This window comes from Rhodoferax sp. SPJ4 (assembly GCF_058216275.1).
This window is the reverse complement of record NZ_JBYZMN010000002.1, coordinates 483499-504459: the sequence shown is the minus strand read 5'-3', so window position 1 is coordinate 504459 and position 20961 is coordinate 483499. Positions and strand designations below refer to the sequence as shown.

The 20961-nt window shown below is 68.2% G+C and carries 21 protein-coding genes; 14 read left to right on the top strand and 7 right to left on the bottom strand.

The window, feature by feature from the left end; translation table 11 throughout:
- Positions 1–2 precede the first annotated feature (2 nt).
- The 3 genes from hpnD to AC4BAR_RS09820 are packed head-to-tail and all read left to right on the top strand — an operon-like array spanning position 3 to position 2746.
- Positions 3–842 (top strand): presqualene diphosphate synthase HpnD, encoded by an 840-nt coding sequence (gene hpnD / locus AC4BAR_RS09830; protein ID WP_490627678.1) that lies wholly within the window; start codon positions 3–5, stop codon positions 840–842.
- A gap of 25 nt (positions 843–867) precedes the next feature.
- Positions 868–2139: a hydroxysqualene dehydroxylase HpnE gene (hpnE, locus tag AC4BAR_RS09825; RefSeq protein WP_490627677.1), complete on the top strand. Its 1272-nt coding sequence runs from the start codon at positions 868–870 to the stop codon at positions 2137–2139.
- Positions 2140–2176: 37 nt separating this feature from the next.
- A complete protein-coding gene (locus tag AC4BAR_RS09820; protein ID WP_490627676.1) occupies positions 2177–2746 on the top strand; it encodes a YceI family protein in 570 nt (189 codons plus the stop codon).
- 21 nt (positions 2747–2767) lie between these two features.
- Here the strand turns inward: AC4BAR_RS09820 and AC4BAR_RS09815 are convergent, their stop codons facing one another.
- Together AC4BAR_RS09815 and AC4BAR_RS09810 are read right to left on the bottom strand one after the other, a co-directional pair.
- Positions 2768–4027, bottom strand: a complete 1260-nt coding sequence (locus tag AC4BAR_RS09815) for a putative Na+/H+ antiporter (RefSeq protein ID WP_490627675.1) — start codon at positions 4025–4027, stop codon at positions 2768–2770.
- A gap of 117 nt (positions 4028–4144) precedes the next feature.
- Positions 4145–4846: an HAD-IA family hydrolase gene (locus AC4BAR_RS09810; RefSeq protein ID WP_490627674.1), complete on the bottom strand. Its 702-nt coding sequence runs from the start codon at positions 4844–4846 to the stop codon at positions 4145–4147.
- A 19-nt stretch (positions 4847–4865) separates the two neighbouring features.
- Between AC4BAR_RS09810 and hemH the strand changes: the two genes are divergently transcribed.
- Together hemH and AC4BAR_RS09800 are read left to right on the top strand one after the other, a co-directional pair.
- On the top strand, positions 4866–5975 hold the full coding sequence (hemH, locus tag AC4BAR_RS09805; protein WP_490627673.1) for a ferrochelatase: 1110 nt from the start codon (positions 4866–4868) through the stop codon (positions 5973–5975).
- A 12-nt stretch (positions 5976–5987) separates the two neighbouring features.
- Positions 5988–6410: an RNA-binding S4 domain-containing protein gene (locus AC4BAR_RS09800; RefSeq protein ID WP_490627672.1), complete on the top strand. Its 423-nt coding sequence runs from the start codon at positions 5988–5990 to the stop codon at positions 6408–6410.
- Between the two features lie 60 nt (positions 6411–6470).
- On the opposite strand, the gene AC4BAR_RS09795 is transcribed toward AC4BAR_RS09800, so the two are convergent.
- The 4 genes from AC4BAR_RS09795 to AC4BAR_RS09780 form a co-directional block, all read right to left on the bottom strand.
- Positions 6471–7601, bottom strand: coding sequence for a branched-chain amino acid ABC transporter substrate-binding protein (locus AC4BAR_RS09795; protein ID WP_490627671.1), 1131 nt, complete (start codon positions 7599–7601; stop codon positions 6471–6473).
- Between the two features lie 101 nt (positions 7602–7702).
- Positions 7703–8011: a hypothetical protein gene (locus tag AC4BAR_RS09790; protein ID WP_490627670.1), complete on the bottom strand. Its 309-nt coding sequence runs from the start codon at positions 8009–8011 to the stop codon at positions 7703–7705.
- Entirely contained in the window at positions 8008–8442 is a 435-nt protein-coding gene (locus AC4BAR_RS09785; RefSeq protein ID WP_490627669.1) for a DNA polymerase III subunit chi, read from the bottom strand. Before AC4BAR_RS09785 ends, AC4BAR_RS09790 begins: the two co-directional genes overlap by 4 nt.
- Positions 8439–9941 carry a leucyl aminopeptidase gene (locus tag AC4BAR_RS09780; RefSeq protein WP_490627668.1) on the bottom strand — a complete coding sequence of 501 codons (1503 nt, stop codon included), beginning with the start codon at positions 9939–9941 and terminating at the stop codon, positions 8439–8441. The genes AC4BAR_RS09785 and AC4BAR_RS09780 overlap by 4 nt, the downstream gene beginning before the upstream one ends.
- Before the next feature lie 25 nt (positions 9942–9966).
- Between AC4BAR_RS09780 and lptF the strand changes: the two genes are divergently transcribed.
- From lptF to AC4BAR_RS09745, 7 genes are all read left to right on the top strand, one after another.
- On the top strand, positions 9967–11082 hold the full coding sequence (gene lptF / locus AC4BAR_RS09775) for an LPS export ABC transporter permease LptF (RefSeq protein WP_490627667.1): 1116 nt from the start codon (positions 9967–9969) through the stop codon (positions 11080–11082).
- On the top strand, positions 11079–12191 hold the full coding sequence (lptG, locus tag AC4BAR_RS09770; protein WP_490627666.1) for an LPS export ABC transporter permease LptG: 1113 nt from the start codon (positions 11079–11081) through the stop codon (positions 12189–12191). Before lptF ends, lptG begins: the two co-directional genes overlap by 4 nt.
- A 13-nt stretch (positions 12192–12204) precedes the next feature.
- Positions 12205–12564 carry a sirohydrochlorin chelatase gene (locus AC4BAR_RS09765; RefSeq protein ID WP_490627665.1) on the top strand — a complete coding sequence of 120 codons (360 nt, stop codon included), beginning with the start codon at positions 12205–12207 and terminating at the stop codon, positions 12562–12564.
- 60 nt (positions 12565–12624) lie between these two features.
- Positions 12625–13569, top strand: a complete 945-nt coding sequence (locus tag AC4BAR_RS09760) for a CysB family HTH-type transcriptional regulator (protein WP_490627664.1) — start codon at positions 12625–12627, stop codon at positions 13567–13569.
- A gap of 113 nt (positions 13570–13682) precedes the next feature.
- Entirely contained in the window at positions 13683–14003 is a 321-nt protein-coding gene (locus AC4BAR_RS09755) for a c-type cytochrome (RefSeq protein ID WP_490627663.1), read from the top strand.
- An 18-nt stretch (positions 14004–14021) separates the two neighbouring features.
- Positions 14022–15293 carry an NAD(P)/FAD-dependent oxidoreductase gene (locus AC4BAR_RS09750; RefSeq protein ID WP_490627662.1) on the top strand — a complete coding sequence of 424 codons (1272 nt, stop codon included), beginning with the start codon at positions 14022–14024 and terminating at the stop codon, positions 15291–15293.
- A gap of 82 nt (positions 15294–15375) precedes the next feature.
- Positions 15376–16533 (top strand): pyridoxal phosphate-dependent aminotransferase, encoded by a 1158-nt coding sequence (locus tag AC4BAR_RS09745; RefSeq protein ID WP_490627661.1) that lies wholly within the window; start codon positions 15376–15378, stop codon positions 16531–16533.
- A 311-nt stretch (positions 16534–16844) separates the two neighbouring features.
- On the opposite strand, the gene AC4BAR_RS09740 is transcribed toward AC4BAR_RS09745, so the two are convergent.
- Positions 16845–19088: a YgiQ family radical SAM protein gene (locus tag AC4BAR_RS09740; RefSeq protein WP_490627923.1), complete on the bottom strand. Its 2244-nt coding sequence runs from the start codon at positions 19086–19088 to the stop codon at positions 16845–16847.
- Between the two features lie 190 nt (positions 19089–19278).
- Here AC4BAR_RS09740 and trhO point away from each other — a divergent pair, with 190 nt between their 5' ends.
- Both trhO and AC4BAR_RS09730 read left to right on the top strand, forming a co-directional pair.
- A complete protein-coding gene (gene trhO, locus AC4BAR_RS09735) occupies positions 19279–20139 on the top strand; it encodes an oxygen-dependent tRNA uridine(34) hydroxylase TrhO (RefSeq protein WP_490627660.1) in 861 nt (286 codons plus the stop codon).
- 12 nt (positions 20140–20151) lie between these two features.
- A complete protein-coding gene (locus tag AC4BAR_RS09730; RefSeq protein WP_490627659.1) occupies positions 20152–20763 on the top strand; it encodes a DUF938 domain-containing protein in 612 nt (203 codons plus the stop codon).
- The last annotated feature ends 198 nt before the right edge of the window (positions 20764–20961 follow it).

Here is a 20961-nt window from a genome sequence, read left to right as displayed (position 1 = left end):
GCATGACCCCCGAGCAGTATGTCCAGCAGAAGGCCGCGGCCTCTGGCAGCAGTTTTTACTACGCCTTCTTGTTCCTGCCCAAGCCGCGGCGCGCGGCCATCACCGCCTTCTACGCCTTTTGCCGCGAGGTCGACGACGTGGTGGACGAGGTGTCCGACCCCGGCGTGGCCCGCACCAAACTCGCCTGGTGGCAGGCCGAGGTGGCCAAGGCCTATGCCGGCCAGCCCAGCCACCCGGTGCTGTTGGCGCTGATGCCCCACACCGCCGCCTACGGCATCCAGGCCCGGCACCTGCAGGCCATCATCGACGGCTGCCAGATGGACCTGGAACAGACCCGCTACCTGGACTACCCCGGCCTGCAGCGCTACTGCCACCTGGTGGCCGGTGTGGTGGGCGAGGTGTCGGCGCTGATCTTCGGCCAGACCGACCCGGCCACCACCGCCTACGCCCACCGGCTGGGCCAGGCCTTCCAGCTCACCAACATCATCCGCGACGTCGGCGAAGACGCTCTGCGCGGCCGCATCTACCTGCCGGTGAACGAGTTGCAGCGCTTCGACGTCAAGGCCCACGAGCTGTTGCAACGCACCCACTCCGAGCGCTTTGTGGCGCTGATGCGTTTCCAGGCCGAGCGCGCCCACGGCCTCTACGACGAGGCCCTGGCCCTGCTGCCCGCGGCCGACCGGCGGGCCCAGAAGCCCGGCCTGATGATGGCCAGCATCTACCGCACGCTGCTGCGCGAGATCGAACACGACAACTTCCAGGTGCTGCAACAGCGCATCAGCCTGACGCCGCTGCGCAAGTTCTGGCTGGCCTGGAAGGTCCAGGCCCTGGGCCGGCTGTGATGGCCCACATCAGCCCCCACCGGCCATGAAGGTCGCCGTCATCGGTGGCGGCTGGGCCGGGTTGTCGGCCGCGGTGGCTTCCGCCCAGGCCGGCCATGCGGTGACGCTGCTGGAAGCCGCCCGCCAATGGGGCGGCCGGGCCCGCAGCCTGCCGCACGTCCTGCCCGACGGCACGGCGGTGCAACTCGACAACGGCCAGCACATCCTGGTCGGCGCCTACACCGCCACGCTGGGTCTGATGCGCCGCCTGGGCCTGGCACCCGAGGCCTTGCTGCACCGGCTGCCGCTGCAACTGCTGGACCCCGACGGCCAGGGCCTGCGCTGCCCCGACTGGCCCGCGCCCTGGGACCTGCTGGCCGGCATTGCACGTGCCCGCGGCTGGACCTGGCGCGACAAGGGCGCGCTGCTGAAGGTGGCCGCCGGCTGGCGGCGGATGGGCTTTGCCTGTCCCGCCACTGCCACGGTGGCGGACCTCGCCCAGGGTCTGACATCTCATGTACGCACCACCTTGATGGAACCGCTGTGTGTCTCGGCCCTCAACACCCCAATGGCCCAAGCCAGCGGCCAGGTGTTTTTGCGGGTGCTGCAGGACAGCCTGTTCGCCCCCGGCGGCGGCGCCAACCTGCTGCTGCCCCGCACCGACCTGGACCGACTGCTGCCCCAGGCCGCGCTGGCTTTCTTGGCAGACCGCGGCGCCACGCTGCGCCCTGGCCACCGGGTGATGCAGCTGGCGCCCCAAGGCGGCGGCTGGGCGGTGGACGACGAGGCTTTTGACGCGGTGCTGCTGGCCTGCCCGCCGGGCGAGGCGGCGCGGCTGGTGGACAGTCTGGGCGATGGACCCGCCGCCTGGGCCGCCACCGCCCGCGGCCTGCATTTCGAGGCCATCACCACCGTCTACACCTGGGCGCCAACGGTGCGCCTGGCCGGCCCGCTGCTGGCCCTGCCCAGCGGGCCGTCCGGCCCGGCCCAGTTTGTCTTTGACCGCGGCCAACTCGGCGGCCCGGACGGCCTGCTGGCCTGGGTGGTCAGCGCCAGCCAGGGCGAGCGCGAGGTGCTGCAGCAGCGGGTGCTGGCCCAGGCCCAGGCCCAGCTGGGCCTGAGCGGCCTGTGGCCGCTGACCACGGTGGTGGAAAAGCGCGCCACCTTCGCCTGCACGCCCGGCCTGCAGCGCCCAGCCATGGCCGTGGCACCCCGGCTATGGGCCTGCGGCGACTTCGTGGACGGCCCCTACCCCGCGACGCTGGAAGGCGCGGTGCGCCATGGCCTGGCCGCGGCCACGGCGCTGGACACCCCCTGAGCCGCACCGAAACGGCCACCATGCCACACTGGGCCGCATGAAAATCTTTTTATCGCTGCTGCTGGCCTTGCTGCTGGGTCCGGCCTGGGCCGGCGAGGAGCGCTACCAGTCGGACCCCGACCACAGCTTCGCCAGCTTCGAGTTCAAACACCTGGGCTACAGCACCCAGCGCAGCCGCTTCGACCAGGTCGAAGCCAGCATCCGCCTGGACCGCGAGGCCCACAGCGGCGAGATCACGGTGCGCATCGACCCGCGCTCGGTCAGCACCGGCTCGGCGGCGTTCAACCAGGTCTTGCAAGGCGCCGGCTTCTTTGACGTGGCGCAGTTCCCCGACATCACCTTCACCGCGACCACGCTGGCCTTTGACAAGTTCGACGCCATTTCGCGCATCGACGGCGAGCTGACCATCAAGGGCATCACCCGCCCGGTCACGCTGACGGTGACGCATTTCCATTGCATGATGCACCCGCTGCTGCGCCGCCAGGCCTGCGGCGCCAACGCCAGCACCACGCTCAGCCGAAGCGCCTTTGGCCTGGGCAAGTTCACGCCGCTGGTGGGCGACGAGGTGGTGGTGACCGTGGCCATCGAGGCGTTGCTGGCCCCCTAACGGCCGGCGCAGCGAGGCCGGTCAGAGCAGCAAAAAAGCCACCGCCGCGACCGCAGTGGGTCCGGCCGCGCCCAGCAGCAGCCCCAAGGCACCGATGGATTCGTCGGCAAACCCCCGCCGCAACAAGGCCACGCCGGCCGGGTTGGGCGCGTTGGCGATCACCGTCAGGCCCCCACCGGCCACGGCGCCGGCCACCAGCATGTACTTGGCCGAATCGGACATGCCGGGAATCAACGAGCCCAGGTAGGTGAGTGCCGCGTTGTCGGTGATGGCGGTCAGTCCCAGCGCGCCAAAAAACAACGCCAGGGGCTCCAGGCTGGACACGATGGGTTTAAGCCACCAGGCCTGCAGGCCGCCCAGCACCACCAGCCCGGCCAGGAAGAAGCCCACCAGCAGTGCTTCTTTCAGAATCAACGGGCTTTGGTGGCGCTCATAGGCCTGGCAAAACCCGAGAAACATCAGGAACAGGCCAAGGAAAATGACGGGATGGTGGGCGGCCATCACAACGCCGGCCAGCAGCAGCCCATGCACCAGCACCACCGGTAGCGGCACAGGCGCTTCCGGCGCGGCGGACTGCACCAGCGGCACCGCCAAGTGCTTGCGCAGGCAGAAGGTGACCACGGTGGCGTTGACCAGCACCGCCAGCGCCGCCTTCCAGCCGAAATTCGCCAGCATGAAGGCGCTGTCCCACTGCCAGGTGGTGGCCACCATCAGCACCGGCGGTGCAGCGTACGAGGTCAAGGTTCCACCGATGGAGATGTTGACAAACAGCACCCCCAGGGCGAGGTACTTGGTTTTCTCCGGCACCTGTGGCTGGAAGATCTGCGGCGCCAGCATCAATGCCGCGATGGTCATCGCGGCCGGCTCGGTGATCAGCGAACCGAGCAGGGGCACCGCGGCCAGCCCCAGCCAGGCACTGGCCATCGGCGTGGGCAAAGGCATCCAACGCGCAGCGTGGGCCACGAGGGCCATCACGGTGCGCAACACCGGCCGGGAGGCCGCCACCACCATGACCACGAAAACAAACAGCGGTTCGGTGTAGTTGCGGCTTTCGGCATAGTCCAGCGCCGCAGCACCGCCCTGCATCAAGGCCATGGCGACGATCAGCAGCATGGCCCAGAAGCCGAAGACCACTTCCACCTCCCCCAGCAGGTGGAACAGCCCGGCGTGCCGGGGGTGGCGGTGGGACAGCCGCTCGAACTGTTTGGCGGCGAAGGTGTGGACCAAGGCCACCGCGAAAAGAACGGCAGCGACGGTGTCGATGGGTGTGTGGATGGGCATGAGGTCGTGCGAGAACCGCGAGGCGGCCCGACCATCGCAACGTCCTGCGCTGCCTTGGTCTGGCACCGCACCCGGGTTTCAGTTTAGCGGATCAGATGGAGCGACCGCCGGCGGGGGCTAAACGCCCAGCCAGTCGCACAAGGCCCCCAGCTCACGCACCGTGGCGTGCGGGCCGGGGCGGTCGGCATGGGGCCAGTCGTGGCCGGGCCGGTTGACCCAGACCGCCGGCAGACCAGCGTCCAGCGCGCCCAGCACGTCGGTGGCCAGGTCGTCACCCACATGCAGCACCTGGTGCGGCGCGGCCGCCACCGCCTGGGCGGCGGCGTGGAAGATGCGCACATCGGGCTTGGGCACACCGAACTGGGCGGCGCTCACCGACGCGACGAAATGCGCGCCCAGCCCCACCCGGTGCACGTCGGCATTGCCATTGGACAAGGCCACCAGCGGGTAGCGCGCGGCCAGGCGCAGCAGCGCGGGCGCCGCGTCGGCGTACAAATCCACCCGCTGGCGTTCGGCAAAAAACACCTCGAAGGCCGGCTCGGCCAGCGTGGGGTCGTCGCCGGCCTGGGCCAGCGCCAGCCGGATGGACTCGCGGCGCAGCGCCGTCAGGTCATGGCGCAGGTCGGGCCGCAGGCTGTCCATGCGCTCGCGGATGGCGCGGAGCGCGGCCGGTGTGGCGTGCAGCGCCGCGGTGGCCGGTGCATGGGTGGCCAGCCAGGCCAACAGCACCGCCTCGGCCCGGGCAATGGTGGGCCAGATCGGCCACAGTGTGTCGTCCAGGTCCAGGCTGATGGCCTTGATGTGCAGTCGGTCCGGCATAGGTGCGGGAGAATACAGGATGCCTGAATTGAACCCCTTCCGTCCCGAGCCGCCTTTTTCCCACGGCCAAGCCCCCCAGACCGGGGTGCTGTTGTGCAACCTGGGCACACCGGACGCCCCCACGCCCGAGGCCTTGCGCCGCTACCTGGCCGAGTTCCTCAGCGACCCGCGGGTGGTGGAAATCCCCAAGCTGCTGTGGTGGCTGATCCTGCACGGCATCATCCTGCGCACCCGGCCGGCCAAGTCGGCGGCCAAGTACGCCAGCATCTGGACCGCCCAGGGCTCGCCGCTGCGTGTCTGGACCGAAAAGCAGGCGGTGCTGCTGCGCGGCTACCTGGGGGAGCGCGGCCACCAGGTGCTGGTGCGCCACGCGATGCGCTACGGCAGCCCGTCGATCGCCGCCGAGCTCGACGCCTTCAAGGCCGCCGGCGTGACCCGGGTGCTGGTGCTGTCGGCCTACCCGCAGTACTGTGGCGCCACCACCGCCAGCGTGTTCGACGCGGTGTACAACTGGGCCTCCAAGGTGCGCCATGTGCCCGAGCTGCGCTTTGTCAACCGCTACCACGACGACGCGGCCTACATCGCTGCGCTGGCCAGCCGCATCCGGGCCCATTGGCAGACCAACGGCCGCGGCGAGCAGCTGGTGATGAGCTTCCACGGTGTGCCCGAACGCACGCTGCACCTGGGTGATCCCTACCACTGCGAATGCCACAAAACCGCCCGCCTGGTGGCCGAAGCGCTGGGCCTGACGCGCGAGCAATACCAGGTGACTTTCCAGTCGCGTTTCGGCAAGGCCAAATGGCTGGAGCCCTACACCGAACCCACGTTGCAGGCGCTGGCCCGGGGTGGCGTGAAGCGGGTCGACGTGGTCTGCCCCGGCTTCACCAGCGACTGCCTGGAAACGCTGGAAGAAATCGGCATGGAAGGGCGTGAGGCCTTCATGGCCGCCGGTGGCCAGGAATTCCACTACATCCCCTGTCTGAACGACAGCCCGGAGTGGATCAAGGCCTTGACCGGCGTGGCCGAACAGCACCTGGCCGGCTGGCCCACCGCCCGCGCCGCCGCGCTGCCACCGTCCGAATTGGAAGCCAGTCGGGCCCGCGCGCTGATCCTGGGCGCCAAGAACTGACCGCCCGCCCCGATGGACAAGCTGCGCATCGACAAGTGGCTGTGGGCCGCGCGTTTTTACAAGACCCGTTCTCTGGCCTCCGAAGAGATCGGCAAAGGCCGGGTGTCGGTGAACGGCCAGGAGGCCAAGGCCTCGCGCGAGGTCAAGCCCGGCGACCAGGTGGCCCTGCGTCAGGGGCCGGTGCAACGCACGGTGCAGGTGCTGGGCCTGAGCGGCCAGCGCGGCCCGGCCCCGGTGGCCCAGGCGCTGTACGCCGAAACGCCGGAGAGCCTGAAGGCCCGCAGCGAGGCCGCCGAGCAACGGCGCTTTGCCAACGAACCGGCCCACGCGATCGAGAGCGGCCGGCCCACCAAACGCGACCGCCGGGCGCTCAACGACGCCAACAGCTGGGGCAGCCGCTGGAGCGCCAGCGTCGACGACAGCTCGGAGCGCTGATACGGGTTCCGGCGCAAAAAAGCCGCCCAAGGGCGGCTTTTTTGATGCCTGGCGGTCGGCTCAGTTCAGCGCGAACTTCTTGCCGTCGCGGTAGACGTACAAGGTGATGGCCGGGTTCTTCAGCTCGCCATTGGGCTCGAAGGCGATCTGCGAGGTCACGCCCTTGAAGTTGGTCTCGATCAGCTTGGGGGTGTAGACCTTGGGGTCGACCGAGTTGGCGCGCTTCATCGCGTCGACCAGCACAAAGGTGGCGTCGTAGGTGTAGGGGCCATAGATCTGGTACTGGCCGGGGTACTTGGCGTCGTAACGCTTGCGGAAGGCTTCGCCGCCCGGCATCTTGGCCGGCGAGGCACCGCCCTCGGCACAGACCACGTTGCCCAGCGACTTGGCGTTGCCCGACAGCTTGGCGATCTCGGCGGTGCAGATGCCGTCGCCGCCGAAGAACTTGACCTTGCCCATGCCCAGCTGGTCCATCTGGCGCAGCATCGCGCCGCCCTGGGCGTCCATGCCGCCGTAGAACACACCGTCGGGCTTCTTGGCCTTGACCGCGGTCAGGATGGCCATGAAATCGGTCGCCTTGTCGTTGGTGAACTGCTCGTCCACCACCGTCAGGCCCTTGGCGATGGCGGTTTTCTTGAACACGGCGGCCACGCCCTGACCGTAGGCGGTGCGGTCGTCAATGATGGCCACCCGCTTGAGCTTGAGCGCGTCGGCGGCGTAAAAGGCCAGGCCGGCGCCCAGCGCGTTGTCGTTGGCAATGATGCGGTAGGTGGTCTTGTAGCCGGGTTTGGACAAATCCGGGTTGGTGGCCGCGCCCGTGACATGCGGGATACCGCAGTCGTTGTAGATCTTGGAAGCCGGGATGGTGGTGCCGGAGTTCAGGTGACCGACCACGCCGGCGACCTTGGCGTCACACAGCTTGTTGGCCACGGCCGTGCCCTGCTTGGGGTCGGCGGCGTCGTCTTCGGCCTGGATCTCGAAGCGGATCTTCTTGCCGCCGATCACCGGGTTGGTGGCGTTGATGTCCTCGATGGCCATGCGCACACCGTTCTCGTTGTCCTTGCCGTAGTGGGCCTGGGCGCCGGACAGCGGGGCCACGTGGCCGATCTTGACCACCTGCACCTCTTGGGCCTGGGCGGCCAAGGCGCTGGTGGCCACGGCGGTGGCGATCAGGGTGGGGGCAAAACGCATGGTGGATCTCCTCTGGGTCGTTGAAAGATGGCGGGCCGGTCCCGACGCTGGGGACACCCGGCTATTTTGGGTCAGTTTTGAGTCACTTTGGGGACAGTTGGCTACTTTGTGTCCAGTTCCTGGGCCACGGCGTCGTTGACGGCCTGGCGGACCACCGACTCGATCTCGTCGCGCAGCTTGGGCATCAGCACCTGGGTCTGTTCCAGCACCACCCGGGCCAGGGCCTCGCGCATGCGGCGCTCCAGCGCCAAATCCACCCGCTGCAGGATGCGCTGCACCAGCGGCTCCTCCAGGTCGCGCCAGCGGGCCTGGAAGGCGGTCGGGCCCACAGTGGGCGGTGGCACCGCGGCCACCACCTCGGTGAGGGTGGGCACAAAGCGCGGCGGCACGCGGTCGGGCGGCGGGCTCATGCGGCGGCCGGCGCGGCCAGGTCGTGGCGCACGATGGTGTAGCCCCGCTCGGCGTAGTGCTTCCAGCGCTGGCGGGCGCTGAGGCGGTCGTCGTCGTCCAGCCCCACCACCTCGACCAGGCGCTCGAAGCGCTCAAAGCCCGGCGGCACACCGGCGCCCAGGTTGACCGCGGTGGGCAACGCCGGTGCGCTGGCCAGCGAGGGCGCCAGCACCACCGGCGAGGCGGCCAGCATGCCGGCCGGCGCGTCGCTGCGGCAATGGGCCACAAAGTCCAGCGGAGAGAAGGTCCACAGCGCCTGGTCCAGCGCGTCCAGCAGCTCCGGGCTGCCCGTCACCGCGGTGCGGGTGCCCTTGGCGCAGGCCTTGCGCAGCAGCCGGCAGGCGTAGGCCAGCTTGTCGGGGGCGTTGAAATGGAAGGCGATTTCGGTCATGCCGCCGGGGCTGGTTTGCGGGGGCTCTTGCGCGCGGGCGCCTTGACTGGTGCCGGCGCGGCTTGCGACAGCAGGTAATGCACCAGCAGCGGCACCGGCCGGGCGGTCGCGCCCTTGGCGGCGCCGCTTTTCCAGGCGGTGCCGGCGATGTCCAGGTGGGCCCAGGGGAACTTGGCGGTGAAGCGCTGCAAAAACTTGGCCGCCGTCACCGCACCGGCCATGCGGCCGGCGATGTTGGCCACGTCGGCAAAGTGGGACTTCAGGCCGTCGGCATAGTCATCGTCCAGCGGCATGCGCCAGCAGGGGTCGAGCGCAGCGTCGCCGGCCGTTTGCAGGGCCTGGGCCAGCGCGTCGTCGGCCGAAAACAGGCCGCTGCGCACGCCGCCCAGGGCCACCACGCAGGCGCCGGTCAGGGTGGCGATGTCAACCACCGCGCGCGGCTTGAAGCGCTCGGCATAGGTCAGTGCGTCGCACAGCACCAGACGGCCTTCGGCGTCGGTGTTTAGAATTTCAATGGTCTGGCCGCTCATGCTGGTGACCACATCACCAGGCTTGACGGCCCGGCCGTCGGGCATGTTCTCGCAGGCCGGGATCAGGCCCACCACGTTGAGCACCGGTTTGAGTTCGGCAAGCGCCTTGAACACACCCAGCACACTGGCCGCGCCGCACATGTCGAACTTCATCTCGTCCATCTCGGACGCCGGCTTGATGGAGATGCCACCGGTGTCGAAGGTGATGCCCTTGCCCACCAGCACCACCGGCGCCTCGGTCTTGGCCGCGCCGTTGTAGCGCAGCACGATGAAGCGCAGCGGCTCTTCCGAGCCCTTGGCCACGGCCATGAAGGAACCCATGCCCAGCTTGGCCACGTCCTTGGGGCCCAGGATCTCGGCCTTCAGGCCGGGCAGCTTGCCCAGCGCGCTGGCGGCACCGGCCAGCAGCGTGGGCGTGGCGTGGTTGGCCGGGCGGTTCGCCCATTCACGGGCCAGCTCCATGCCGGCCACGGTGGCGGTGGCCAGCGCATGGGCGGGCTTGAGCGGCACCGCGTCGGCCACACCCAGCACCACCTGCTGCAGGCTGCGCGCCTCGGCCTTGGGCTTGGTGGTGGTGTAGACGTAGCTGGCGTCGGCCACGGCCTGCACCGCCGCCGTCAAGGCCTGGTCCACACCCTGGGCCAGCGCGCCCAGGTGCAGCACGATGCGTTTGGCCTTGGCCGACTTGAGCGCGCCCACCGCGGCGCTGACCGCGCTGCGCACATGGCGGGCGCTGCCGTCGCCCACGCCCACCAGCAGCAGCCGGGTGGCGGCCACCGCCTCGCTGCGGTAGCTGTGCAACAGCCGGCCGGGCTTGGCCTCGAAGTCGCCGGCCTTCAGCGCCAGCGCCAGCAGGGCCGCGAGCGGACCCTCGCCGGGCTTGAACTGGTCGTCCACCAACACCACCAGGGCGTCGCATTTTTCGCTGGCCAACCGGTCCCACGCCAAGGTCTTGAGTTCAAAGTTCATAATTCGGGCTCTTTGTAGCTTTCTGATGTTATTCCATTCTTCCATTCGCAAGGAGCTGGCGCGCACCTTCGGCGCCACCCTGGTGGTGCTGGTGACCATCGTCATGTCGATGATGCTGATCCGCACGCTGAGCCAGGTGACCAAGGGTCTGGTCAACCCGCAGGACGTGATGCTGGTGATGGGTTACACCGTGCTGGGTTACATGTCCACCATCCTGACGCTGTCGCTGTTCATCGCCATCGTCGCCTCCTTGTCGCGGATGTACCGCGACAGCGAGATGGTGATCTGGTTTGCCAGCGGCCAGGGCCTGGCCGGCTTTCTGCGCCCGCTGCTGCGTTTTTCCTGGCCGGTGCTGGTGGTGGTGGCGGCCTTCGCGCTGCTGGTCTGGCCCTGGACCAACCAGCAGATCCAGGAACTGCGCGACCGCTACGAGCAGCGCAGCGACCTCGACCGGGTGGCGCCGGGGCAGTTCCAGGAATCGGCCAGCGGCGGCCGGGTGTTCTTCATCGACAAGGACCTGGCCAACAACGGCCGCAGCAGCAATGTCTTCATCTCCACCTCGGAGCGTGGCAAGGAGACCGTCACCTCGGCACGCAGCGGCCGCATCGACCTGGTCGACGACAGCCAGTTTCTGACGCTGAACAACGGCCAGCGCATGGAAGTCACGCTGGGCCAACCGGAGATGAAGGTCAGCGAGTTCACCGAATACAGCACCCGGGTCGGCAACAACAACCTGGGTCTGGTCGACGAGCGGCCGGCCCGCTCCCGTTCCAGCCGCGAACTGGTGGCCAACCCCACCGCGGTGCACCTCGGTGAGCTGGCCTGGCGCAGCGGTCTGGCGCTGGCCAGTCTGAACTTCGTGGTGATCGCGCTGATCCTGTCCAGCGTCAACCCGCGCGCCGGCCGAACCGGCGGCCTGATGTTCGCGCTGTTCACCTTCATCGTTTACTACAACCTGATCAACCTGGGCCAGAACTGGATCGCCAACGGCCGGGTGGGCTTTGTGCCCTTCATGCTGGGCCTGCATGGCGGCAGCCTGGCGCTTGCGCTGCTGTGGCTGGCCAAGCGACACCAGCAGTGGACGCTGCGCGGCCTGCTGTTGCGCCGCAAGCCGGTGCCACCCACCGAGGCCCGCACATGAAAACCATCCGTCGGCTGATCTACGGCGAGGTATTGTCGGCCTTTGGCTTTGTCGCGGCCGGCTTTCTGGCGCTGTTCTTTTTCTTCGATGTGGTCGACGAGCTGCCCGACGTCGGCAAGACCGGCCCGGGTGGCGTCTACCAGCTTCGCCATGCGCTGATTTACGTGGCGCTGCGGGTGCCCAGCCACCTCTACGAGCTGATGCCCATCGCGGTGCTGATCGGCACCATCTTCGTGATGGCGCGGCTGGCGCAAAGTTCGGAATACACCATTTTGCGCACCAGCGGCCTGGGGCCGGCCCGGGCGCTGCGCACCCTGCTGGTGCTGGGCGCGCTGTTCGTCAGCGTGACCTTTGCGGTGGGCGACTACCTGGTGCCGCTGGCCGACCGCACCGGCCAGCTGTTGAAAGCCAACTTCCGCGGCAAGATCACCGTCGGCCAGACCGGCGCTTGGCTCAAGGAAAAGCGCGGCAACAGCACCTATGCGGCCAACATCAAGGCCATCTCGGGCGATGGCGACATGCGCGACCTGCGGGTGTTCGAGTTCGACAGCCAGGGCCTGCTGCTGTCGCTGACCCAGGCCGAGCGGGGCCGGGTGGAGCCCAAGGAGGCCGTCTGGACGCTGGAGAAGGTCAGCCGCAGCGTGTTCTCACGGCCCGACGACCCGGCGGCCAAGGTCACCCGCACCGAGCTGCCCAGCTTCCGCCTGCCCACCGACATCTCGGCCGAGATGGTGTCGGTGGCCCTGCTCAAGCCCGAACGCATGAGCACGGTCGACCTGTTCCAGTATGTGCAGCACCTGGAGGCCAATGGCCAACAGGCGCAAAGCTACAAAATCGAGTTCTGGCACAAGGTGTTCTACCCCTTGAGCTGCATCGTCATGGTGGTGCTGGCGCTGCCGTTTGCCTACCTGCATTTCCGCGGCGGCGGCATCACCGCCTACGTGTTCGGCGGCGTGATGGCCGGCATCAGCTTTTTCTTGCTGAACAACGTGTTCGGCTACATCGGCAACCTGCGCAGCTGGGAGCCCTGGCTGGCTGCCGCGGCGCCCGGTTTGCTCTACGTCTGGCTCTCGCTGGCGGCCTTCGGCTGGCTGGTGCTCCGGCGCTGACACGCACCCATCCATGACCACCGCCATCATTCTGTTTGCCCACGGCTCGCGCGACCCGCTGTGGCACCGCCCCATGGAGGCGGTGGCCCAGCGCATCCGCGAACGCTCGCCCGGCGTGACCGTGGCCTGCGCCTACCTGGAGCTGAGCCCACCCGACCTGCCACACTGCGTGGCCGAGCTGCTGGCCGCCGGCGCCACCCGGGTGCGGGTGGTGCCGATGTTTCTGGGCGTGGGCAAACACGCCCGCGAAGACCTGCCCGAGCTGATGACCCAGCTGCGCGCCCAGCACCCGGCCACCGGCTTCGAGCTGCTGCCGGCGGTGGGCGAAGACGCCCGGCTGCTGGACACCTTGGCGGAGATCGCGCTGGACTGACCGGGTTGTATTGCATAATGAATTCAATCTTTAGCTTGAATTCATATATAAAAGCCGGCCATGAACCTCCACCAGTTCCGCTTCGTGCAGGAAGCCGCCCGCCGCAACCTCAACCTGACCGAGGCGGCCAAGGCCTTGCACACCTCGCAGCCGGGCGTGTCCAAGGCCATCATTGAGCTGGAGGAAGAGCTGGGGGTGGAGATCTTCGCCCGCCACGGCAAGCGCCTCAAACGCATCACCGAGCCCGGCCAGCATGTGCTCAAAAGCATCGAGCTGATCATGCGCGAGGTGGGCAACCTCAAACGCATCGGCGAGCAGTTCAGCGCCCAGGACAGCGGCACGCTGAGCATCGCCACCACCCACACCCAGGCCCGCTACGTATTGCCGGTGCCGGTGGCCAAGCTGCGCGAGGCCTTCCCCAAGGTCAACGTCAGCCTGCACCAGGGCGCGCCCGACCAGGTGGCCCGCATGCTGATTGACGAGGTGGCCGAGATCGGCATCGCCACCGAATCGCTGTCCAACTACCCCGACCTGGTGACCCTTCCTTGCTACGAGTGGCAGCACATGCTGGTGCTGCCGGCCAACCACCCACTGGCCGCCAAGGAGCGTATTTCGCTGGAAGACATCGCGCACGAGCCTGTCATCACCTACCACCCGTCGTTCACCGGCCGCACCCGGATCGACCAGGCCTTTGCGGCCCGCAAGCTGGAGCCGCGCATCGCGCTGGAAGCCATCGACTCCGACGTGATCAAGACCTATGTGCGGCTGGGCCTGGGCGTGGGCATCGTGGCCGAGATGGCGGTGCAGGACGACGGCACCAACACCGACCTGGTGATCCGCCCCGGCGGCCATCTGTTCGGCCAGAACGTGACCCGGGTGGCCTTCAAGCGCGGCGCCTACCTGCGCAACTTTGTCTTCACCTTTGCCGAGTTGCTCAGCGACCGGCTGGAGCGCAAGCTGATCGCCCGCGCGATGAACGGCCACCAGGACGATTACGAGCTCTGATGTCGGACCCGGCCGTGGGCCGGCCGCTTCAACCCTTCGCAGCGCAGGCCTTTTGCGTGCGACCGGGTCAGCCGCTACATTGGCCCTCACTTTGACCCCGCGAAGGTGACCAATTGACCGCTTCCAAACCCCTGCTTTTGACCGCGCTGGCCGGGCTGCTGGCCAGCCCCCTGGCCTGGGGCCAGGCATCCGACGCCCTGCAGCTGCGCACGCTGGCCGCAACCTGTGCCGCCTGCCATGGCACCCAGGGCCAGGCAGTGAGCGGCTCCAGCGTGAGCGCGCTGGCCGGCCTGAAGCAGGCTTTCATCGCCGAGCAGATGAAGGCCTTCAAGAGCGGGCAACGCCCGGCCACGGTGATGCACCAGCTGGCCAAGGGCTATTCCGACGAGCAGATCGAGCAGATCGCCGGCTACTTCGCCAGCCAGCGCCCCTGAACCCTGACGGTGACCCCCATGAAAAGACGCAGCTTTCTCTCCGCCGCCATGGCGGCCGGCGCGCTGGGCGGCCTGTCCGGCTGCGCCACCTCCACACCCAGCCGGGCCAAGGTGCTGGTGATCGGCGGCGGTTTCGGTGGCGCCACCGCCGCCAAATACGTGCGGTTGTTTTCCGACCAGCAGATCGACGTGGTGATGGTCGAGCCGCAGCAGCGCTTTGTCTCCTGCCCAATGTCCAACCTGGTGCTGGGCGGCAGCCTGGCCCTGGGCGACCTCACCACGCCCTACACCAACCTGGGGCAGCGCCACGGCGTCCGCGTGGTCAACGGCACGGTGGCCACCATCGACGCCGAGGCCAAAAAGGTGGTGCTGGCCAGTGGTGAAACACTGGCCTACGACAAACTGATTTTGTCACCCGGCATCGACCTGATGTGGGACTCGGTGGAAGGCCTGCAAAAAGCCCATGCCGACGGCCGGGTGCTGCAGGCCTGGAAGGCCGGCCCCGAGACCCTGGCCCTGCGCCGGCAGTTGGAGGCCATGCCTGACGGTGGCGTCTACGCCCTCACCATCCCCGAAGCCCCCTACCGCTGCCCCCCGGGGCCTTACGAGCGCGCCTGCCAGGTGGCCCACTATTTCAAGCAGGCCAAGCCGCGCGCCAAGGTGCTGGTGCTGGACGCCAACCCGGACGTCACCTCCAAGGGCGCGTTGTTCAAGAAGGTCTGGGCCGAGCAGTACAAGGGCATGGTGGAGTACCGGCCCCAGCACAAGGTGACCGGCGTGGACGCCACGGCCGGCCTGATCCAGTTCGACGTGCATGCCGACGTCAAGGCCGATGTGCTCAACGTGCTGCCGTCCATGCGGGCCGGCGCGATCGCGGTCAAGACCGGCCTGGCCAATGCCAACGGCCGCTGGTGCGGCGTGCACTACCAGAGCTTCGAGTCCACCGTGGCCAAGGACATTCATGTGATTGGCGACGCGATCCAGATCGCCCCGCTGATGCCCAAGTCCGGCCACATGGCCAATGCCCAGGCCAAGGTGGCGGCGGCCGCGGTGGTGGCCCAGCTGACTGGCCAGGAGTTGATTGCCAAGCCCATGCTGACCAACACCTGCTACAGCTTCATCGACGACAAGCAGGTGGTGCATGTGGCCTCGGTGCACGAGTACGTGGCGGCCGAGAAAACCTTCAAGACGGTGGCCGGCTCGGGCGGCCTGTCCAAGGAGCCCACCGAACTGGAAGGCGTGTACGCCCGGAACTGGGCCCAGAACATCTGGGCCGACACGCTGGGCTGAGCGGCAGGCCACCCTGTCCCAAAAGGTCGGAGAATGTGTTGGCATCTCCGGCCTTTTTCTTTGCCCCACCCCTGCCCTGACCATGCCCGTACGCACCCCTGCCCTTGACTCCAAGCTGCCCACGGTGGGCACCACCATCTTCAGCGTGATGTCGGCGCTGGCCGCCCAGCATGGCGCGGTGAACCTGGGCCAGGGTTTTCCGGACTTTGACTGCGATCCGGCGCTGGTCGACGCCGTCACCCGGGCCATGCGCCAAGGCCTGAACCAGTACCCGCTGATGGCCGGTGTGCCGGCGCTGCGCGAGGCGGTGGCGGCCAAGCTGGTCGCCGAGTACGGCCATGCCTACAGCGCGGGCGACGAGATCACCATCACCGCCGGCGCCACCCAGGCCATCCTCACCGCCATCCTGGCGGTGGTGCGGGCCGGCGACGAGGTCATCGTGCTGGAGCCCTGCTACGACAGCTACGGCCCCAACATCGAACTGGCCGGCGGCCGGGTGGTGCGGGTTCCGCTGACGCCGGGCAGCTTCCGGCCCGACTTCGACCGCATCGCCGCCGCGCTGTCGCCGCGCACCCGGGCCCTCATCGTCAACACCCCGCACAACCCCAGCGCCACCTGCTGGACCGCGGCCGAGATGCAGCAGCTGCAAGACCTGCTGGACCCGACCGAGGTGCTGCTGATCAGCGACGAGGTCTACGAGCACATGGTGTTTGACGGCCAGGTCCACCAGAGCGCTGCGCGTTTTCCCGGCCTGGCGGCGCGGGCTTTCATCGTGTCGAGCTTCGGCAAGACCTACCATGTCACCGGCTGGAAAGTGGGCTATGTGGCCGCCCCGGCCGCACTGACGGCCGAGTTCCGCAAGGTGCACCAGTTCAACGTGTTCACCGTCAACACCCCCATGCAGCACGCGCTGGCCCGCTACATGGCCGACCCGGCGCCCTACCGCCAGCTGCCGGCCTTTTACGCCGCCAAGCGCGACCTGTTCCGCCAGGGCCTGGCACGCACCCGGCTCAGGCTGCTGCCCAGCGAGGGAAGCTACTTCCAGTGTGTGGACATCTCGGCGGTGAGCGATCTGAGCGAAGACGCGTTTTGCCGCTGGCTCACCACCGAGGTGGGTGTGGCAGCCATCCCGCTGTCGGCGTTTTATGCCGATGGCTTTGACCAGCGGGTGGTGCGGTTTTGTTTTGCCAAGAAGGACGAGACGCTCGTGACGGCGATTGATCGCTTGGCGTCGCTGTAGTTGCTTTTTTCCGGGGGGAGGACGGCGGGGTGTGTGTTCTCCGGCCTGCTCGCTAGACAGATGGCTGGCGACGTGTGCCCAATCAACACCACACGAACCATCGCCAACAGCGGCCTCGCCCACCGCGAATGGGGCCTGCGCCCACACACCCCACCCTCCTCCTTCTGGGCAAGCCGCTGAACGTTGCCCGGCGGTGGGGGTGTTCGGTCGGAGGCGCAATCCTGGCACGCGCAGCGTGACTGTGAGCCGCAGGCCGGACACCCCCACCGCCGCCCGGCGTCAACGCGCCGCAACGGCTGAAACCGGAGAATTCAGGAAGACTTTTTGCGCCCCGGCTTGGCGCTGCCGGTGACCCGCGGCGGCAGGCCGGTGTGCTGGGTCAGCAGCCGGCCCTTGGCCACCGGGGCGGGCTTGGCACTGGCGGTGGAGTTCTTGCGACGGGCGCTGGTGTAGCCACCGTCCGTCATTGGCTGGTAGGTCGGGATCAGGTGGTGCTTGCCGTTGCCGATCAGGTCGGAGCGGCCCATGGTCTTCAGCGCCTCGCGCAGCAGCGGCCAGTTGTTGGCGTCGTGGTAGCGCAGAAAGGCCTTGTGCAGGCGCCGGCGGCGGTCACCGCGCACGATGTCCACCGTCTCGCTGTCGCGCGTCACCTTGCGCAGCGGGTTCTTGTTGCTGTGGTACATCGCGGTGGCCGTGGCCATGGGGCTGGGGTAGAAGGTCTGCACCTGGTCGGCGCGGAAACCGTTCTTCTTCAGCCACACCGCGAGGTTCATCATGTCCTCGTCGCTGGTGCCCGGGTGGGCGGCGATGAAGTAGGGAATCAGGTACTGCTTCTTGCCGGCCTCCAGGCTGGCCGCGTCGAACAGCTTCTTGAAGCGGTCGTAGCTGCCGATGCCCGGCTTCATCATCTTGGACAGCGGGCCGGCCTCGGTGTGCTCGGGCGCGATCTTCAAATAGCCGCCCACGTGGTGGGTGGCCAGCTCCTTGATGTACTCGGGCGACTTCACCGCCAGGTCGTAGCGCAGGCCGGAGCTGATGAGGATCTTCTTCACCCCTTTGAGCGCCCGGGCGCGGCGGTACATCTTGATCAGCGGGCCGTGGTCGGTGTTCAGGTTGGAGCACACGTCCGGGTAGACGCAGCTGGGCTTGCGGCAGGCGGCCTCGATGGCCGGGCTCTTGCAGCCGATGCGGTACATGTTGGCCGTGGGGCCGCCGAGGTCGGAAATCACCCCGGTGAAGGCCGGAATCTTGTCGCGGATGTCTTCGATCTCGCGGATCACCGAGTCTTCGGAGCGGCTCTGGATGATGCGGCCCTCGTGCTCGGTGATGGAGCAGAAGGTGCAGCCGCCAAAACAGCCACGCATGATGTTCACGCTGAAGCGGATCATCTCCCAGGCCGGGATCTTGGTCGCGCCCTCGTGGCTGCCGTGCTCGTCGGCATAACGCGGGTGCGGGCTGCGGGCATAGGGCAGATCGAACACCATGTCCATCTCGGCCGTGGTCAGCGGGATGGGGGGCGGCGTGATCCACACGTCGCGGTCGCCATGGGCCTGCACCAGCGCACGGGCGTTGCCGGGGTTGGTTTCCAGGTGCAGCACCCGGTTGGCGTGGGCGTACAGCACCGGGTCGCTTTTGACCTGTTCGTAGGCCGGCAGGCGGATCACCGAACGGTCGCGCGGTGGCACCTTGATCTTGCCGGTGGCCGCGGGGTTGGGCATGAACACCAGCGGCTGGATGGCGGGGTTGGCCAAGTGGGTCGAATCCGGCAGGGTGCCGTCTTCCTTGGCGCAGGTTTCGCCCTGGCTCTTGGCCTGCTCGGCGGTGTTCTGGTAGGGGTTGACGTGCGATTCCACCCGCCCGGGCGCGTCGACCGAGGTCGAGTCGATCTCGAACCAGCCCTCGGGCGTGTCACGCCGGATGAAGGCCGTGCCGCGCACGTCGACGATGTTCTCCACCGGCTCGCGGGCCGCCAGGCGGTGGGCAATCTCCACAATCGCCCGCTCGGCGTTGCCGTACAGCAGCAGGTCGCATTTGGCGTCCACCAGGATGGAGCGGCGCACCTTGTCCTGCCAGTAGTCGTAATGCGCGATGCGGCGCAGCGAGCCCTCGATGCCGCCCATGACGATGGGCACGTCGCTCCAGGCTTCCTTGCAGCGCTGCGAGTACACCAGCGAGGCGCGGTCGGGCCGCTTGCCACCCACGTCGCCGGGGGTGTAGGCGTCGTCGCTGCGGATCTTGCGGTCCGCGGTGTAGCGGTTGATCATCGAATCCATGTTGCCGGCGGTCACGCCGAAGAACAGGTTGGGTTTGCCCAGGACCTTGAAGGGCTCGGCGCTCTGCCAGTCGGGCTGGGCGATGATGCCGACGCGGAAGCCCTGGGCCTCCAGCATGCGGCCAATCACCGCCATGCCGAAGCTGGGGTGGTCCACATAGGCGTCGCCGGTGACGATGACGATGTCGCAGCTGTCCCAGCCCAGCGCGGTCATCTCTTCGCGGCTGGTGGGCAGGAACTTGGCCGTGCCGAAGCGCTTGGCCCAGTACGGCCGGTAGGCCATCAAGGGCTTGACGGCAGGCGGCCGCGCCGGCGCCGCAGGGCGGCCGGTGACGGGCAAAGACGGGGTGGCAAGGGACAAGGTGGGCTCTCAGGGAATCCCCGGATTGTAGGGTTTTGCCCTGTTTGACGCCCTGAAAGCGCCGAATCCCCCTGCCCTGGCCCCAGCGCCGGGCGGATAATCCAGCCCGCCCATGCCGCCGCCGTCGCCCCACCCCGTTCCGCCCAGCGAAGCCGCGCCCCTGCTGTGGCACGACGCCTTCTACGCCTTTGTGCGGCTGGACCAGCCCGAGGCCGTGGCCCAGCGGCTGCGCGAACTGACCGCGCCGCTGCTCGGCAGCGTGCTGGTGGCCAGCGAAGGCGTCAACGGCATGCTGGCCGGCAGCGCCGAGGCGCTGGACGCCTTCCGCCAGGCCCTGGCCAGCGAGCCGCTGTTGGGCGGCGCCTTGGCCGCCATGCCCTTCAAACGCAGCGCCTGCACCACCGCGCCGTTTCACCGCATCAAGGTGCATGTGAAGCCGGAGATCGTGCCGCTGGGCATTGCCGGCATTGACGCCACCTGCCAGACCGGCATCAACGTGTCGCCGCAGGACTGGCGCGCGCTGATCGCCGACCCCGATGTGCTGGTGGTCGACAACCGCAACAGCTTCGAGTTCCGGCTGGGCCGCTTCCGTCACGCGGTCAACCCGCAGGTCAACAACTTCCGCGACTTCCCCGCCTACGTGCGGGACCACATCGCCGACTGGAAAGCACGTGGCCAGAAGGTGGCGATGTACTGCACCGGTGGCATACGCTGCGAAAAAACCAGCGCCTGGATGCTGGACCTGGGGCTGCCGGTCTTCCAGCTGGAAGGCGGCATCCTGAACTACTTTGCCCAGATGCCCGACGCCCACCGTGACTGGGACGGCGAATGTTTTGTGTTCGACAACCGGGTGGCGCTGGACACCCGGCTGCAGGAAACCGGCACCCCGCTGGAAGCCGTGTACCGCAGCGACCTGCCCGACGAGGCCTGGCGACTGCGCCGCGCCCGGCTGCTGCAAGACAGCGGCGACTGAAGGCCAGCCCCCATGGACAAACCCTTCGCGCCGGCCGCCGAGCGCAACCGCGACCCCATCCTGGCGGTGCTGCAGCAGCACCTGCCGCCGGGCCCGGCCGGCGCCGCGCCGCGGCGTTTGCTGGAAATCGGCAGCGGCACCGGCCAGCACGCGGTGCACATGGCGGCCGCGCTGCCACGCTGGGTCTGGCAATGCAGCGAGCTGGCCGACCAACTGCCTGGCATCCGGGCCTGGCTGGCCGAGGCCGGTCTGCCCAACACGCCGGAACCCTGGGCGCTGGATGTGGCTTCCGGCCTGCCCGCGGTGGCGCACGACGCGGTGTTCAGCGCCAACACCTTGCACATCATGGGCTGGCCCGAGGTGCAGCGGCTGTTCAGGGAATTGCCACGGGTGCTGGCCCCGGGCGGTCGGCTGGTGGTCTACGGCCCGTTCAACCGGGGCGGCCGGTTCACCAGCCCGGGCAACGCCGCGTTCGACGCCGCCCTGCGCCAGGCCGACCCGCGGCGCGGCCTGCGTGATGTGGAAGCAGTGGATGCGCTGGCCCAGGCCGCAGGCCTGGTGATGGTGGACGATGTGGCCATGCCGGCCAACAACCGCTGCCTGGTCTGGCAACGCTCGGCCTGACAGCGCGGCCCGGCCGGCGGGCGGGGCGACAGCGGGCCCACAAAGAGCGGGCGGGCGCCAAAAAAGTCACATCGATTTTCCGGCAATCCGGCTTCAAATGCACTTCAACGCCCAGGCCCCAGGCGTTGCAGTTTTGTCGCAGCCGGCGCCATTCTGATCCGTAGGAAGATCTCCAGAATGGTGTCGGTTGCGGCAAAA